This window comes from Roseovarius sp. B08 (genome assembly GCF_051417955.1).
Classification (GTDB): domain Bacteria; phylum Pseudomonadota; class Alphaproteobacteria; order Rhodobacterales; family Rhodobacteraceae; genus Roseovarius.
Genome location: NZ_JBPRLW010000001.1, coordinates 1,971,688 through 1,985,975, shown reverse-complemented (window position 1 = coordinate 1,985,975; position 14,288 = coordinate 1,971,688). Strand labels below are relative to the sequence as shown.

Annotated in this window: 14 protein-coding genes and 2 tRNA genes; 8 read left to right on the top strand and 8 right to left on the bottom strand. The window is 64.4% G+C overall.

Features of this window, described 5'->3' with window-relative positions; translation table 11 throughout:
* Positions 1–32: 32 nt before the first annotated feature.
* Positions 33–118, bottom strand: a tRNA-Leu gene (locus ACSQ76_RS10090).
* Positions 119–246: 128 nt separating this feature from the next.
* Between ACSQ76_RS10090 and ACSQ76_RS10085 the strand changes: the two genes are divergently transcribed.
* Positions 247–861: an exopolysaccharide biosynthesis protein gene (locus ACSQ76_RS10085; RefSeq protein WP_437156469.1), complete on the top strand. Its 615-nt coding sequence runs from the start codon at positions 247–249 to the stop codon at positions 859–861.
* A gap of 76 nt (positions 862–937) precedes the next feature.
* Complete coding sequence (locus ACSQ76_RS10080) at positions 938–1,414, top strand: disulfide bond formation protein B (RefSeq protein ID WP_306130340.1); 477 nt, start codon at positions 938–940, stop codon at positions 1,412–1,414.
* Here the strand turns inward: ACSQ76_RS10080 and ACSQ76_RS10075 are convergent.
* On the bottom strand, positions 1,411–1,839 hold the full coding sequence (locus ACSQ76_RS10075; protein WP_306130339.1) for an Lrp/AsnC family transcriptional regulator: 429 nt from the start codon (positions 1,837–1,839) through the stop codon (positions 1,411–1,413). The two genes, ACSQ76_RS10080 and ACSQ76_RS10075, sit on opposite strands and share 4 nt — an antisense overlap.
* Positions 1,840–1,955: 116 nt before the next feature.
* Here ACSQ76_RS10075 and rocF point away from each other — a divergent pair, with 116 nt between their 5' ends.
* The 3 genes from rocF to ACSQ76_RS10060 all read left to right on the top strand — a co-directional run bounded on the left by rocF (position 1,956) and on the right by ACSQ76_RS10060 (position 4,693).
* Positions 1,956–2,885 (top strand): arginase, encoded by a 930-nt coding sequence (rocF, locus tag ACSQ76_RS10070; protein ID WP_437156468.1) that lies wholly within the window; start codon positions 1,956–1,958, stop codon positions 2,883–2,885.
* Positions 2,886–2,902: 17 nt separating this feature from the next.
* Complete coding sequence (locus ACSQ76_RS10065) at positions 2,903–3,955, top strand: ornithine cyclodeaminase (protein ID WP_371931339.1); 1,053 nt, start codon at positions 2,903–2,905, stop codon at positions 3,953–3,955.
* Positions 3,956–4,036: 81 nt separating this feature from the next.
* Positions 4,037–4,693 carry an FkbM family methyltransferase gene (locus ACSQ76_RS10060; protein ID WP_437156467.1) on the top strand — a complete coding sequence of 219 codons (657 nt, stop codon included), beginning with the start codon at positions 4,037–4,039 and terminating at the stop codon, positions 4,691–4,693.
* Positions 4,694–4,938: 245 nt separating this feature from the next.
* Here the strand turns inward: ACSQ76_RS10060 and ACSQ76_RS10055 are convergent, their stop codons facing one another.
* From ACSQ76_RS10055 to pdxH, 6 genes are all read right to left on the bottom strand, one after another.
* Positions 4,939–5,229, bottom strand: coding sequence for a hypothetical protein (locus ACSQ76_RS10055; protein ID WP_437156466.1), 291 nt, complete (start codon positions 5,227–5,229; stop codon positions 4,939–4,941).
* A gap of 164 nt (positions 5,230–5,393) precedes the next feature.
* On the bottom strand, positions 5,394–9,059 hold the full coding sequence (locus ACSQ76_RS10050) for a vitamin B12-dependent ribonucleotide reductase (protein WP_437156465.1): 3,666 nt from the start codon (positions 9,057–9,059) through the stop codon (positions 5,394–5,396).
* A 571-nt stretch (positions 9,060–9,630) separates the two neighbouring features.
* A tRNA-Pro gene (locus tag ACSQ76_RS10045) sits at positions 9,631–9,707 on the bottom strand.
* Between the two features lie 147 nt (positions 9,708–9,854).
* The gene (locus ACSQ76_RS10040) at positions 9,855–10,349 is read right to left on the bottom strand and encodes a DUF192 domain-containing protein (protein WP_437156464.1); all 495 of its coding nucleotides are present in this window, start codon (positions 10,347–10,349) and stop codon (positions 9,855–9,857) included.
* A complete protein-coding gene (locus tag ACSQ76_RS10035) occupies positions 10,313–10,852 on the bottom strand; it encodes a cold-shock protein (protein WP_306130344.1) in 540 nt (179 codons plus the stop codon). Before ACSQ76_RS10035 ends, ACSQ76_RS10040 begins: the two co-directional genes overlap by 37 nt.
* 118 nt (positions 10,853–10,970) lie before the next feature.
* Complete coding sequence (gene pdxH, locus ACSQ76_RS10030) at positions 10,971–11,576, bottom strand: pyridoxamine 5'-phosphate oxidase (protein WP_306130333.1); 606 nt, start codon at positions 11,574–11,576, stop codon at positions 10,971–10,973.
* Between the two features lie 179 nt (positions 11,577–11,755).
* Between pdxH and fabI the strand changes: the two genes are divergently transcribed.
* From fabI to ACSQ76_RS10015, 3 genes are read left to right on the top strand one after another with little or no spacing between them, the layout of a single operon-like run.
* The gene (gene fabI / locus ACSQ76_RS10025; protein WP_306130332.1) at positions 11,756–12,562 is read left to right on the top strand and encodes an enoyl-ACP reductase FabI; all 807 of its coding nucleotides are present in this window, start codon (positions 11,756–11,758) and stop codon (positions 12,560–12,562) included.
* A 5-nt stretch (positions 12,563–12,567) separates the two neighbouring features.
* Entirely contained in the window at positions 12,568–13,068 is a 501-nt protein-coding gene (gene gpt / locus ACSQ76_RS10020) for a xanthine phosphoribosyltransferase (protein WP_306130331.1), read from the top strand.
* Between the two features lie 9 nt (positions 13,069–13,077).
* Positions 13,078–14,265, top strand: coding sequence for an aminotransferase (locus tag ACSQ76_RS10015; protein WP_437156463.1), 1,188 nt, complete (start codon positions 13,078–13,080; stop codon positions 14,263–14,265).
* Positions 14,266–14,288 lie beyond the last annotated feature (23 nt).

Sequence of the window (14,288 nt, the reverse complement as noted above, 5' to 3'; positions counted from 1 at the left end):
GCCATGACCTATCCTGACCTCGGCTAAGTCGTTGGTACCCAAGGCCGGACTCGAACCGGCACGGTATCACTACCGGGGGATTTTGAATCCCCTGCGTCTACCATTCCGCCACTTGGGCACGGACCCAACCTCTACCCAACTCAGAGGCCAAGGACAATAGGTGAACTGAAGCTGGTGTCGGTCGTTTCGATTTGCTACCGGAGATCCGTCGGACCTTTCGCGACACATTTACCAGGGACCCAGAGCATGACCGAGACCGCCCCGGAAGATCTTGCGATTTCGGACCGGCTGGACCAGTTGGCGGTCCGCGCCGAAGGCAGCGGTGTCACGCTGGGCTGGATCCTGGAACAGCTGCACGAACGCGCCTTCGGGCTATTCCTGCTGATCCTTGCCCTGCCCTGCTGCATCCCATTCCTTTACGGCGTGCCACAGATCGTCGCCTTGCCGCTGATGTTCGTCTCGGTCCAGATCATGATCGGGCGGCGGGTGCCGTGGCTACCGGGCAAGCTGGCCGCGCGCCAGGTCACGACCGCGAGCCTGCGCCGGCTTGCCGAGCGCGCGGGCCCCTGGCTGCGGCGGATCGAGGCAGTGAGCAAGCCGCGCCTGGCGTTTCTCACCCGCAAACCTCTGGATCAGATCGTCGGTGTGGCGCTGGTCGTGTTCAGCGCCTCGATCCTGGTGCCCCTGCCCGCGACCAACACCGTGCCGGGCTTTGCCGTGGTGGTGGTGGCGATGGGCCTGTTGCAGCGCGACGGCATTCTGGTGCTGATCGGCGCGGTGCTGGGGACCGCGTGGATCGCGACGCTGATTTTCGCCGGCGCCACGCTGGTCAGCCTGATCCGGGGATGGCTGGGCCTTTGACGCGGCACTATGATCCCTTGCAACCACCGGAGCGGACCGATCCATTCTTTCCCACACCTGACTGTCAGAGGCAGACATGACCCGTAATTCCCTCGTGATCCTAGCCGCCGGCGGCTCGCTGGCCCTGCTTCTGGGGGCCTGGGCCTTTCAGCACCTGGGCGGGCTGGCCCCCTGCAAGATGTGCATCTGGCAACGCTGGCCGCATGGCGTGGCGATCGTGGTCGGGGCGCTGGTGTTGCTGATGCCTCTGGGTATCGGGACACTGCGGCTGCTGCTGGGCGCGGGCCTCTTGGCCGCGCTGACCACTGCCGCGATCGGCGGCTACCATACCGGCGTCGAGCGCGGCTGGTGGGACGGCCCCTCGTCCTGTTCCGCGGGCAGCACCGCAGGGATGAGCACCGACGAGCTGATGGACCAGATCATGTCGGCGCCGCTGGTGCGTTGTGACGAGGTGGCGTGGCAGATGCTGGGCCTGTCGATGGCCAGCTGGAACATGCTGGCCTCGCTGCTGCTGGCGGTGTTCTGGCTGCTGGCGCTGCGCCGAACAGCTTAACCCGCCTGTTTCTTGGTGCTCAAGAGCAGGCTCGTCTCGGACGTCGCGACGCCCTCGAACCGCCGGATCTCGGCCAGCACGGCATCCAGATCTTCCAGCGTCTCGGCCCCGATCTCGACGATGAGGTCCCAGCGGCCGTTCGTGCTGTGCAGCGCGCGCACGGACGACAATCCGCGCAGCCTCCGTTCCACCCGCTCGGTCCCGCGCCCTTCGATGCCCAGCATCATCAGGCCCCGCACCGGATCGCGGATCGTGTCCTCCTTCAGCACGACGGTAAAGCCCACGATCTGGCCCGACGCCTTCAGCCGGTCGATCCGGGACCGCACCGTGGTGCGCGACACACCAAGCGTCATCGCCAGTTCCGACAGCGACGCGCGGGCGTCGTGACGCAGAGCCGACAGCAGTTTCTGATCCACCGCATCCATTTCGAAGCTTTCTGCCTCCGCTTTGCCGATTTTGGTTTCGTTCCGGTCAAAATACCTGCTTCATTCCGATCGATTTCGCAACAACATTCTGGGCAACAGAACAAGGAGCCCCCGACATGACCCAGACCAACTGCATCCTGATCGGCGCCCCCGTGGACAGCGGCAAGGCCCGGCGCGGCTGCCTGATGGGCGCGGACGCGCTGCGCGTGGCCGGGATCGGGGCCTCCCTCGCCTCGCTGGGCCACACTGTCGAGGATTGGGGCAACCTGACCCCTGCCCCGGCCACCGCACCGGCCTCCCTGCCCGGCCACCTTGTGCAGCCGGCCGAGACGATCGGCTGGACCGGGACTATCGCCGCCGCCGCCGAAAAGGCGATGAACACCGGCCTGCCGATCTTTCTCGGCGGCGACCATGCTCTGTCACTGGGCAGCGTGATCGGCGTGGCGAACCATGCCGCCCGCGTGGGCCGCCCGCAATTCGTGCTGTGGCTGGACGCGCATACAGATTTCCACACGCCGCAAACCACCGAATCCGGCAACCTGCACGGCACGCCGCTCGGCTATGCCACCGGGCGCGACGGGTTCCACGGCTTCCCCGAGGTCGCCAACCCGGTGCCGTATGAGAACATCTGCTTTCTCGGCCTGCGCTCGGTCGACCCGGATGAGCGGGAATTTCTGCAATCTACCCCCGCCCACCGCCACGACATGCGCAGCATCGACGAGCAGGGCATCGCGCGCCCCCTCGCCGCCTTCCTCGATACGGTCGCCGCGGCGAACGGCCTTCTGCACGTCTCCTTCGACGTCGATTTCCTCGACCCCGGCATCGCGCCCGCCGTCGGCACCACCGTGCCGGGCGGCGCAACCATCCGCGAGGCGCATCTGGTAATGGAGATGATCTGCGACAGCGGCCTCATGACCTCGCTCGACCTGGTCGAACTCAACCCTTTCCTCGACGAGCGCGGCCGCACGGCGCAGGTGATGGTGGAGCTGACCGCCTCGGCGCTTGGCCGCCGCATCTTCGACCGTCCGACCCGCGCCTTCGCCTGATTTCAAAGGAGCCTGACATGCCCATCCTCGCCCCCTCCGACAAGGCGCTCGTGCCGTTCGTCTCCGTCGAGAACATGATGCGCCTCGTGCACCGCATCGGCATCGAAAAGATGCTGACCGGGCTGGCCGAGTATATCGCCGCCGACTTCGCCCGGTGGGAACTTTTCGACAAGACGCCGCGCGTGGCCAGCCACTCGGATGTGGGCGTGATCGAACTGATGCCCACCTCGGACGGCGAGGCCTATGGCTTCAAATACGTGAACGGCCACCCCAAGAACACCAAGGACGGGCTGCAGACCGTGACCGCCTTCGGCCTTCTGGCGGATGTGGATACGGGTTATCCCGTGCTGCTGACCGAGATGACGGTGCTGACAGCCCTGCGCACCGCCGCCACCTCGGCGCTGGTGGCCAAGCATCTGGCGCCGAAGGGCGCGGACACCATGGCGATGATCGGCAACGGCGCGCAATCGGAATTCCAGAGCCTTGCGATGAAGGCGATCCTGGGGCTGAAAACGGTGCGCCTTTGGGACACGGACAAGGCCGCGACACGGAAAGCGGCGCGCAACCTCAAGGGGCTGGGCCTGAACGTGGTGGAATGCGACAGCGCCGAGCAGAGCATGGAAGGCGCGCAGATCATCACCACCTGCACGGCGGACAAGCAATATGCCACGATCCTGACCGACAACATGATCGGCGAAGGTGTGCATATCAATGCCATCGGCGGCGACTGCCCCGGCAAGACGGAACTGGCCCCGGCGATCCTGACGCGCTCCGACATCTTCGTGGAATATCCCGAGCAGACACGGATCGAGGGCGAGATCCAGCAGATGGACCCCGACCACCCCGTCACCGAGTTCTGGCAGGTCCTGACCGGGGCCGCGCCGGGGCGCACCAGCGACCGGCAGATCACGCTTTTCGACAGCGTCGGCTTTGCCATCGAGGATTTCAGCGCATTGCGCTACATCCGCGACCATATCCCCGGCACGGATTGTTTCCTGGATCTCGACCTTCTGGCCGACCCGGACGACCCGCGCGACCTCTTCGGCATGGTGCAGCGCGCGACGCCCTGAGCGCCGCTGTCGATACGCTCTCGCCTTGGGCCGCGATCTTGGCTAAGACGCCGCCCTGTACCCAAGTGAAAGAGCGTGACAATGGCTTCACTGAAACGATGGCTCGACCGGCGGCGCAACCCGTGGAAAGGCGTGTTCTACGACGCGTTCCGGACGTGGCGGCGCCAGAACGGCCAGGCGCGGCTGGTGCAGTATGGCAACCTTGGCCCCGGCGACGTGGTGTTCGACGTGGGCTCCTACAAGGGGGAATGGACCGAGACGGTCCTGCGCCAGCAGCCGGGCGCGCAGATGCACCTCTTCGAGCCGCATCCCGGTTTCGCCGACGCGTTGCGCGACAGGTTCGCGGGCCGCGACCAGGTCCATATCCACGAACTTGCCATCGGCTCCGCGACCGGCACGATGAAATTGTCGGATGCGGGCGACGCGTCTTCCTCGATCGCCGATCACGGACGCGCGTTCGAGGCCCAGACGCTGTCGGTGCAGGATTTCTTTGCCGCCACACCCGTGGACCGTATCGCGCTGATGAAAGTGAATATCGAGGGCGGCGAATACGACCTGCTGCCCGCGCTTATCGACTCGGGCGACATCCGCAAGGTCGACCGCCTTCAGGTCCAGTTTCACCTCTTCGAGCCCGACATGCAGGCGATGCGCGACGATATCCGCGCCCGGCTGGAGAAGACGCATCATTGCGTCTGGTCCTATCCCTTCGTTTGGGAAGAGTGGCAGTCGCGGCCCTGAGGACACAAGAAAAACGGGGGGCACGAAGCCCCCCGGTTCAAGTTTCGCCGCTCAGGCTCACTCTTTATGTACCGCCCGGTTTCTGCCTGCGGCCTGAGCTGCGTCAGGGGCGAGCGCACCCGCCCCGGATGAGGATGGGCCAGAGCGATAGTCTGCCCCCACCCTATTCGCCGTGTCGTCCGAAGCCGCGCATGTATCCAGCGTTCCGGCCCCGTCGCCCCCGCATACGGGGGGCATAGTGTGTATCAGGCCCCGCTTTCCGGCACCGGTCCCGAGGTCTGAAATTCGATCCGGCGCGTGTCCTTGAACGCCTTGCGGATCATGATCGTGAAGGTTTCGCCCGACGCGGTGTGTACGGTGGCCTGGCCCTCGACGCCCTCGATCTCGTCGAAAACAGTCTGAGAGACTTGCGCCTCGCCGGAGCCCGACCGCTTGCCGTCCTTGGTCTCGACAGCAACTGTCACGGTCATCGGCTCGGTTTTCGCACCTGCAACCTCGATTGTCGCGTTCTTGAATTCTCGAATGTCGTCGGCCATTTTGCTCTTCCTTGACCACAGCGCAGTTCGGCGCCGCAGGTGGTTACTTTGTGTTCGGGCCGGTCCGGCGGCTGGTGCCGCCTCTGGCCTTGTCTCGTCGGGGCGGCCGGCCTAACGCCAAGCCGGGACCGCCCCTGCACATCCCCCAGGGGACGTGTGTTCCGTCAGCTACACCCCGATGTCGCACCGCAGGTGTTGCACTTCATGCAGGTGCCGTTGCGAACCAGCGTGTAGTTGCCGCATTCGCCGCAGGCCTCGCCTTCGTAGCCCTGCATCTTGGCCTTCGTCGCCGCACTCATGCTCATCGAGCCCGAGGGGGCCGACGTGGTCGTGTTGGTGCTGACCGACTTGGTTTCCGGCACCAGGGTCTGCAGGGCCGTTTCGGGGTCCGCGCCGTTCAGCGCAGTGGCCAGCGAGGCGCCGCCGTTCAGCACCACCAGTTCCTGGGGCAGACGCTTGCGCAGGTAGCCCGTCGAGCTGATCTGCTTGAGCACTTCGAGCGATTTCGAGGCAGCTTCGCCCGACATCTCCTTGATATTGCTCACGCCTTCCTCTTCGCCGCGGCCGAGATCGTCGAACGACGCGCCTTCGGGTTTGACATGCGCCAGGTCCGTGCGGTCGAGGTAGCTGACCGCCAGTTCGCGGAAGATATAGTCCAGGATCGACGTGGCGTTCTTGATGCTGTCGTTGCCCTGGACCATGCCCGCCGGTTCGAACTTGGTGAAGGTGAAGGCGTCCACGAACTCCTCCAGCGGCACGCCGTATTGCAGACCGACCGAGACCGCGATGGCGAAGTTGTTCATCATCGCCCGGAATCCCGCGCCTTCCTTGTGCATGTCGATGAAGATCTCGCCAAGCGAGCCGTCACCATATTCGCCCGTCCGCAAGTACACCTTGTGCCCGCCGACGACCGCCTTCTGGGTGTAGCCCTTGCGGCGCTCCGGCATCTTTTCGCGGTGCGAGCGGACCATTTCCTTGACGATCACCTTCTCGACGATCTTCTCGGCCAGAACGGCGGCTTTTTCTTGTGCCGATCCGGTCTCCAGCACCTCGGCGGCCTCGTCGTCATCCTCGACAAGCGCGGCAGCCAGCGGCTGGCTGAGCTTCGAGCCGTCGCGGTAAAGCGCGTTGGCCTTGACCCCCATCTGCCAGCTGCGCTCATAGGCGGCCTGGCAATCCTCGATGGTGGCGTCGTTGGGCATGTTGATCGTCTTCGAGATCGCGCCCGAGATAAACGACTGCGCCGCCGCCATCATGTCGATGTGGGAGTTCACCGACAAAAAGCGCTTGCCCTTCTTGCCGCAAGGGTTGGCGCAGTCGAAGACCACGTAGTGTTCTTCCTTGAGGTGCGGTGCGCCTTCCAGCGTCATCGTCCCGCATACGTGGTCGTTGGCCGCCTCGATGTCCTTTTTGGAATAGCCCAGCGAGGCCAGCAGGTCGAAGGTCGGGTCGTTCAGCTTTGCGGCCGGGATGCCCAGCACGTTGCGGCAGAACTCCTCGCCCAGCGTCCACTGGTTGAAGACGAAGCGGATGTCGAAGGCGCTGCCAAGCGCCGCGTCGATCTTGGCCAGCTCGTTGGCGCCAAAGCCGTGACCGGCCAGCGTGGTGTGGTTGACGCCCGGCGCGTTGCCGATGGTGCCGTGACCCACGGCGTAGGCGACGATCTCTTCGATCTCGGCGCTGCCATAGCCCAGCTTTTCAAGCGCGGCGGGCACCGACTGGTTAATGATCTTGAAATAGCCGCCCCCGGCCAGCTTCTTGAACTTGACCAGCGCGAAGTCGGGCTCGATGCCTGTGGTGTCGCAGTCCATCACCAGCCCGATCGTGCCGGTGGGCGCGATGACGGTCGACTGAGCGTTGCGGTAGCCGTGCTTTTCGCCCAGCTTCAGCGCCTCGTCCCAGCTGGCCATCGCCAGGTCGGCCAGGCGGCTGTCCGGCACGTTGGCCAGGTCCAGCGGCACGGGTTTCACGGCCAGCTTCTCATAGCCTTCGGTCGCGCCATAGGCCGCGTTGCGGTGGTTGCGCATCACGCGCAGCATATGCGCCTTGTTGCGCTTGTAGCCGGCAAACGGACCCAGTTCCTTGGCCATCTCGGCCGAGGTGGCATAGGCCACGCCGGTCATGATCGCGGTCAGCGCACCGCAGAGCGCGCGGCCCTCGTCGCTGTCATAGCCAAAGCCCATGTTCATCAGAAGGCCGCCGATATTGGCGTAACCCAGCCCCAGCGTGCGGAACTCGTAGCTCAGCTGCGCGATCTCCTGGCTGGGGAACTGCGCCATGGTGACCGAGATTTCCAGCGTCACGGTCCAAAGGCGCGTGGCGTGTACATAGGCTTCCGCATCGAAATTGGTGCCGTCGAAGAATTGCAGCAGGTTCATCGATGCCAGGTTACAGGCCGTATCGTCGAGGAACATATATTCCGAGCACGGGTTCGAGCCGCGGATGGCGCCGTCTTCCGGGCAGGTGTGCCAGGCGTTGACGGTGTCGTGATACTGGATGCCCGGATCGGCACAGGCCCATGCGGCATGGCCCACCTTCTCCCACAGCTCACGGGCCGGGATTTCCTTGACCACCTTGCCGTCGGTCCGGTTGGTCAGCGGCCACATCGCGTCGTCCTTGACCGCCTTCAGGAAGGCATCGGTCACGCGGATCGAGTTGTTGGAGTTCTGCCCGGAAACGGAGGCGTATGCTTCACTGTCCCAGTCGGTGTCATAGGTCGGAAACTCGATGCTCTCGTAGCCTTGGCGAGCATAGTCCAGCACGCGCTTGACATAGGTTTCCGGAATGGCCGACTTTTTCGCGCCGCGAATGGCGTCTTTGAGTTGTGCGTTCTTTGCAGGGTCGACCGCATCCTCGGTGCTGCCGTCCCAGGCGCGGATCGCGCCGAAGATGTCATTGAGTTTGGACTCGTGCATCTTGGAGCCGGCGACGATCGACGCCACCTTCTGTTCCTCGATGACCTTCCAGTTGATGAAATCCTCGATATCGGGGTGGTCGACGTCGCAGATCACCATCTTGGCGGCGCGGCGCGTGGTGCCGCCCGACTTGATGGCGCCCGCCGCGCGGTCGCCGATTTTCAGGAAGCCCATCAGGCCGCTGGACTTGCCGCCGCCCGACAGCGGCTCGTTGGCCGCCCGCAGCGAGGAAAAGTTGGTGCCGGTGCCCGAACCGTACTTGAACAGGCGGGCCTCGCGCACCCACAGATCCATGATGCCACCGTCGCCGACAAGGTCGTCCTTGACCGACTGGATGAAACACGCATGGGGCTGCGGGTGCTCATAGGCGCTGCTCGATTTGGTCAGTTCGCCCGTCTTGAAATCCACGTAGTAGTGGCCCTGGCCGGGGCCGTCGATGCCGTAGGCCCAGTGCAGGCCGGTGTTGAACCATTGCGGGCTGTTGGGCGCCGCCATCTGCCGCGCCAGCATAAAGCGCATCTCGTCGAAATAGGCGCGGGCGTCTTGCTCGGTGGAGAAATAGCCACCCTTCCAGCCCCAATAGGCCCAGGCGCCGGCGAGACGGTCAAAGACCTGCTTGGCGCTGGTCTCGCCGGTTTTCGGCGTGTCGTCGCTGGCGGGGACCGAGCGCCACAGGAACTCGGGCACGTCCTTTTCCTCAACCTTCTTCAACGCGGTGGGCACGCCGGCCTTGCGAAAGTATTTCTGGGCGATCACGTCGCTGGCGACCTGGCTCCACTTCGCGGGGACCTCGACCTCGTCCAGCTTGAACACGGTGGTGCCATCGGGGTTGCGGATTTCCGAACTCGTCGTGACGAAGTCCAGCTCCGCGTATGCGTCCTGACCTGCCTTGGTAAACTTTCTTTCGATCTTCATCTTGGCTGCCCCATGATCCAGCGTTATTCGACCAGCACGACCTTTGGCCGCGAACCCTGCAAGTCAGTGAACCGGGCGACAAAACCCATCCCTACCGATACGCCGCATCCGGCTGCACCTGGCTTGACCCGGCCAAAGCCGGTGGAATTCTTGAGGTCTGTCCCTACCCGGATCCGCTCCACTATATCTTGTGGCTTGCTGACCCGCTCACACAAACTGACGTATTGGGACATACACGGTCAACGAATTTTTTACCTTGTTTGCCGAAAAATTTCAGTTGACCGGCTTATCCACAACGAGGGGTTCGGGCCTGTTGCGATTCATTCCATCACCTTGCGCCGACGCTGCCGGAATTGGGGGCAGGAAAAGCGCTTTTATCCTTGCGGCTTAGCCGGTTCTGAACGGAGCAGTTCGGGCGTTCGGACAGGTGTTGCTCAAAAACCCACCACATATAGTATCCACAGACGGATGTTAGCCCCATATAGAGCGCTTCCACCGGCGCGCACGGGTGAGCACCGGCGAATCCGCAGAATCACCGTCAGGGGAAGTGGTGTGAGTTGTCATCGAATGGTGGTCGGGGCGGCAGGATTCGAACCTACGACCCCCTGTACCCAAAACAGGTGCGCTACCAGACTGCGCCACGCCCCGGACCGTGGCGCCCCGTGTAGCCAGCTTTGGGGAGAATGGAAAGCCCCTTTGCGACGCGCCCAGAAACTGCGCGACATGTCATCCCGGACTTGATCCGGGATCTCGGGCCAGGAGGTCCCGGGTCAGGCCCGGGACGGGCGCAATGACCTATTCGGTGTTGCAGGGCCAGGCCGCCGCCTCGGCCCCGATCGCCGGGTGGCGTAATTCGGTGCCTTCGGAAATGCCCATCGGTCGTGCCATGCCACCGTTGATCTCCAGCACGTACTGGATGGCGTCGCCACCGAAGATCAGCGTCTCGTCCAGGGGCTGGGCCTCGTGATGCACCTTCTGCACCGTGCCGGTTGCGTCGAGAAAGATGATGTCGAGCGGTATGAGCGTGTTGCGCATCCAGAACCGCACCGGGCGCGGCGCGGGATAGGCAAAGAGCATTCCCGCCGAGCGGGCCATGCTTTCGCGGTTCATCAGCCCCTGCGCTCGCTCGGCATTGTCGTCGGCCAGTTCTACCGTGAAGCTGGCCGTGCCCCAGTCGCCGCGCAGGTCGACCTTGTCTTCGCGGCAGGCGCCCATCGCCGCCCCGGCCATCAGCACCAGCGCGACCGTCCCCGTCAGGAGCCTTTGGATTCCTTGACCGCCATTTCCCATCCACACACCTCCGTGGCCATGCGGCCGCGTTTACCTTCTATCACACGAATGGCAAGCGCCTCGCCCGGCTGCAAGTCCGCAAGGCCCGAGCGGCGCAACACTTCTATGTGAACGAACACGTCCTCGTCGCGCCCGAAGGTGTTGGCAAAGCCGAAACCCTTGCCCTTGTCGAACCATTTCACCCGCGCCGGTTCCAGCGGGGCGGCGCGGATCACCTCGGGGTCGATGCCTTCCAGGTCGGCAAGCCCGGTGGCGTCGGCATCTTCGGGCGGTTCGATCTCCAGCACCTCCACGGCCTGCACGCCACGGTCCGTCTCCTGCACTGTCAGCAGGATACCCGCGCGGTCGGCAACAGAGCTTTGTCCGAAGTTGCGCAGCACATTGGCATGCAGCAGTATGTCCGGGCCACCCTCGTCGGCCACGACAAAGCCGAACCCCTTGACGGGATCGAACCACTTCACGTGGCCATGCAGTCGCCTGGTGTCGTTGTCCGAGTTGTCCACGTTCACTGTCTGGTTTGGCCGTTTTGACCGGCTGTTGCGGAATATTGCGCCGAAGTCGCCCATTGTTTCAAGAGAATCCCATAGCGTTCAAAGGTTTGCACGCGTCACGGCAGCGGATTCAAGGGCTCAGCCGTGTGATTTCCCAAGCATTATCATGTGCTTCCCGCCGCCAGACGAAGCGATCATGCAGACGAAATGCCCCATCCGCCCAGAATTCAATTTCAACCGGAGCGATACGAAACCCGCCCCAAAACGCGGGACGCGGTGGATTCGGGCCCTTCGCGGCCGTCACGCGCGCCACTTCGGCCATCAGGTCGGTGCGCGATTCCAAAGGCTGCGACTGTTTCGATGCCCAGGCCCCCAGCCGGCTCTTGAGCGAACGGGAGGCGAAATAGGTATCGGCCTCCGGCCCCTCCTCGCGGGTGACGGTGCCGCGCACCCGGATCTGGCGGCGCAGCGATTTCCAGTGCAGCACCAGGGCGGCCTTGCCGGTGGCGCCGATTTCGCGGCCCTTGGCGCTGTCGTAATTCGTGTAAAAGACGAAACTGTCCGCGCCGATGCTTTTCAGCAGCACCATGCGCACATTGGGCATCCCGTCCGCGTCCACCGTGGCCAGAGCCATGGCGTTGGGGTCGTTGATCTCCGTCTCCTCGGCCTCGGCCAGCCAGGTGCGCGCGATCTCGAACGGATCGTCGCCCGCGAATTTGCCGCTTCTGTCGGTCATGCCGTCCTTCCCGTCCTGTCGTTTCCTGCGCTAGACCGCGCGGCGCGATTGCGCAAGCGCAACCTGTCCCGTCCGCTACGTCCCGGCGCCTGTATGCGGTCGCATCCGGTCTTTGGCTTGATGCACCTTGGCCAATCGCCTAAAGCAGTCAGACAATCGAAGTGGGCCGAGGGCACTGAATGTCAAATCAACTGATGGCGGGCAAGCGTGGGCTGATCATGGGATTGGCCAATGACAAATCCATTGCATGGGGAATCGCCAAGGCCTGCGCCGACGCCGGTGCCGAACTGGCCTTTTCCTACCAGGGCGAGGCGCTGCTGAAACGCGTCAAACCACTGGCCGAGGAACTGGGCAGCGATACCATCCTGCCCTGCGACGTGGCGGACATGGCCTCGATCGGCGCGCTTTTCGACGCGCTGGAGGAGAAGTGGGGCAAGATCGACTTCCTTGTTCACGCCATCGGCTTTTCCGACAAGAACGAGCTGCGCGGCCGCTACGTCGACACCAGCCGCGAGAACTTCATCAAGACGATGGACATCTCGGTCTATTCCTTCACCGCCGTGGCCCACCGCGCGGAGAAGATGATGCCCGACGGCGGCTCGATGCTGACGCTGACCTACTATGGCGCCGAGCAGGTGATGCCGCATTACAACGTCATGGGCGTGGCCAAGGCCGCGCTCGAGGCGTCGGTGAAGTACCTGGCCGAGGATCTGGGCCGTGACGGCATCCGCGTGAACGCCATTTCCGCCGGTCCGATCCGCACGCTGGCCGCCAGCGGCATCGGCGATTTCCGCTATATCCTGAAATGGAACGAGCTGAACTCGCCCCTGCGCCGCAACATCACGATCGAGGACGTCGGCAAGTCCGCGCTTTATCTTCTCAGCGATCTGGGCAGCGGCACCACGGGCGAGAACCTGCACGTGGACGCAGGCTATCACATCGTGGGCATGAAGGCCGTGGACGCCCCCGACATCGACAAGAGCTGACACCCATGACCGACCGCCTGCCCCACGAAAAAGGTTTTCACGTCAGCTGGGACCAGTTGCACCGCGACGCGCGGGCGCTGGCCTGGCGGTTGCAGGACGAGGCGCCCGCCGATGCCGACTGGAAGGCCGTTGTCGCCATCACACGCGGCGGCATGGCTCCGGCGATGATCGTCGCGCGCGAGCTGGACATTCGCGCGGTCGATACGATCAGCGTGAAATCCTATGACCACCAGACGCAAGGCAAGCCGAAGATCCTGAAATCCCCCGACCCCGACCTCGTGGGCGATGGCGAGGGGGTACTGATCGTCGATGACCTGGTCGATACCGGCAAGACGCTGGAAGTGGTCCGCGCCGCCCTGCCCAAGGCGCATGTGGCCACGGTCTATGCCAAGCCGCAGGGGCGCGAACTGGTCCATACCTTCGTGACCGAGGTCAGCCAGGACACGTGGATATTCTTCCCGTGGGACATGGCCCTGCAATATGTAGAGCCCTATCGCGGGGTTTGAGGGTACAGCATGCCAAGCCGCACCGAGACCACCTTTTCGCCCCCGGTGATGGAGGCGCGGCGCTGGCTCGACGGCGTCAACTTCCCGCCCGAGCGCCCGCTGATCAACGTCAGCCAGGCTGCGCCGGTGGACCCGCCGCCCGACCAGTTGCGCCGCGTCATCGCCGAGGCCGCACTGAACGAGCCGCAAGCGCATCTCTACGGCCCCGTCCTGGGCCGCCCCGACCTGCGCGAGGAAGTGGCCCGCCAATGGTGCGGCGCCTATGGCGGCGCCATCGCGGCAGACCAGGTCGCCATCACCTCGGGCTGCAACCAGGCCTTCGCCGCCACCATTGCCGGGCTCTGCACCGAGGGCGACGAGGTCATCCTGCCCACCCCGTGGTACTTCAATCACAAGATGTGGCTCGACATGCAGGGCGTCACCTCCGTGCCCCTGCCCACCGATGACGCGCTGCTGCCCGACCCCGCGCGGGCCGAGACCCTGATCACCCCGCGCACGCGGGCCATCTCATTGGTCACACCGAACAACCCCGGCGGCGTGGAATATCCCGCCCAGCTGGTGCGCGCCTTCTTCGATCTCGCCCGCCGTCACGGCCTCGCCCTGATCGTGGACGAGACCTACCGCGATTTCGACGCCCGCAGCGGCGCGCCGCATGACCTCTTCACCGATCCCGACTGGGACGAGACTCTTGTGCAACTCTATTCCTTCTCCAAGGCCTACCGCCTGACCGGCCACCGCGTCGGCGCCATGGTCGCCAGCCGCGCGCGCCTGGCCGAGGCCGAGAAGTTCCTCGACACCGTCACCATCTGCCCCAACCAGCTTGGCCAGATCGCCGCCCTGTGGGGGATGCAGAACCTCAGCCAATGGCTGGCCGGCGAACGCGACGAGATCCTCGACCGCCGCGCCGCCATTTCCGACAACATGGACAAGATCGACGGCAAAGGCTGGAAACTGATGGGCTGTGGGGCGTACTTCGCCTATCTCCGCCACCCGTTTGCCATACCGTCCGATGAACTGGCCCGAAAACTGGTGGCCGAGGCCGGCATCCTGCTCTTGCCCGGCACCATGTTCCAGCCCGCCGATGCGCCCCAGGGACAGCGCGAGCTGCGCCTGGCCTTCGCCAACGTGAACCGCGCCGAGATCGGCACGCTCTTCGACCGGCTGGCCGCGCTTGACTGGCCCCTTGCTCCTCGCTGAAACCGGCCTTAGACAGGCCTGAA

Bases quoted from the DNA above. Each gene is read 5' to 3' on its own strand.
- gpt (WP_306130331.1), top strand. From the start codon at position 12,568: ATGACCGACCGCCTGCCCCACGAAAAAGGTTTTCACGTCAGCTGGGAC.
- fabI (WP_306130332.1), top strand. From the start codon at position 11,756: ATGTCAAATCAACTGATGGCGGGCAAGCGTGGGCTGATCATGGGATTG.
- ACSQ76_RS10065 (WP_371931339.1), top strand. From the start codon at position 2,903: ATGCCCATCCTCGCCCCCTCCGACAAGGCGCTCGTGCCGTTCGTCTCC.
- ACSQ76_RS10040 (WP_437156464.1), bottom strand. From the start codon at position 10,349: ATGGGAAATGGCGGTCAAGGAATCCAAAGGCTCCTGACGGGGACGGTC.
- ACSQ76_RS10015 (WP_437156463.1), top strand. From the start codon at position 13,078: ATGCCAAGCCGCACCGAGACCACCTTTTCGCCCCCGGTGATGGAGGCG.
- rocF (WP_437156468.1), top strand. From the start codon at position 1,956: ATGACCCAGACCAACTGCATCCTGATCGGCGCCCCCGTGGACAGCGGC.
- ACSQ76_RS10055 (WP_437156466.1), bottom strand. From the start codon at position 5,229: ATGGCCGACGACATTCGAGAATTCAAGAACGCGACAATCGAGGTTGCA.
- ACSQ76_RS10085 (WP_437156469.1), top strand. From the start codon at position 247: ATGACCGAGACCGCCCCGGAAGATCTTGCGATTTCGGACCGGCTGGAC.
- ACSQ76_RS10060 (WP_437156467.1), top strand. From the start codon at position 4,037: ATGGCTTCACTGAAACGATGGCTCGACCGGCGGCGCAACCCGTGGAAA.
- ACSQ76_RS10080 (WP_306130340.1), top strand. From the start codon at position 938: ATGACCCGTAATTCCCTCGTGATCCTAGCCGCCGGCGGCTCGCTGGCC.
- ACSQ76_RS10050 (WP_437156465.1), bottom strand. From the start codon at position 9,059: ATGAAGATCGAAAGAAAGTTTACCAAGGCAGGTCAGGACGCATACGCG.
- pdxH (WP_306130333.1), bottom strand. From the start codon at position 11,576: ATGACCGACAGAAGCGGCAAATTCGCGGGCGACGATCCGTTCGAGATC.
- ACSQ76_RS10075 (WP_306130339.1), bottom strand. From the start codon at position 1,839: ATGGATGCGGTGGATCAGAAACTGCTGTCGGCTCTGCGTCACGACGCC.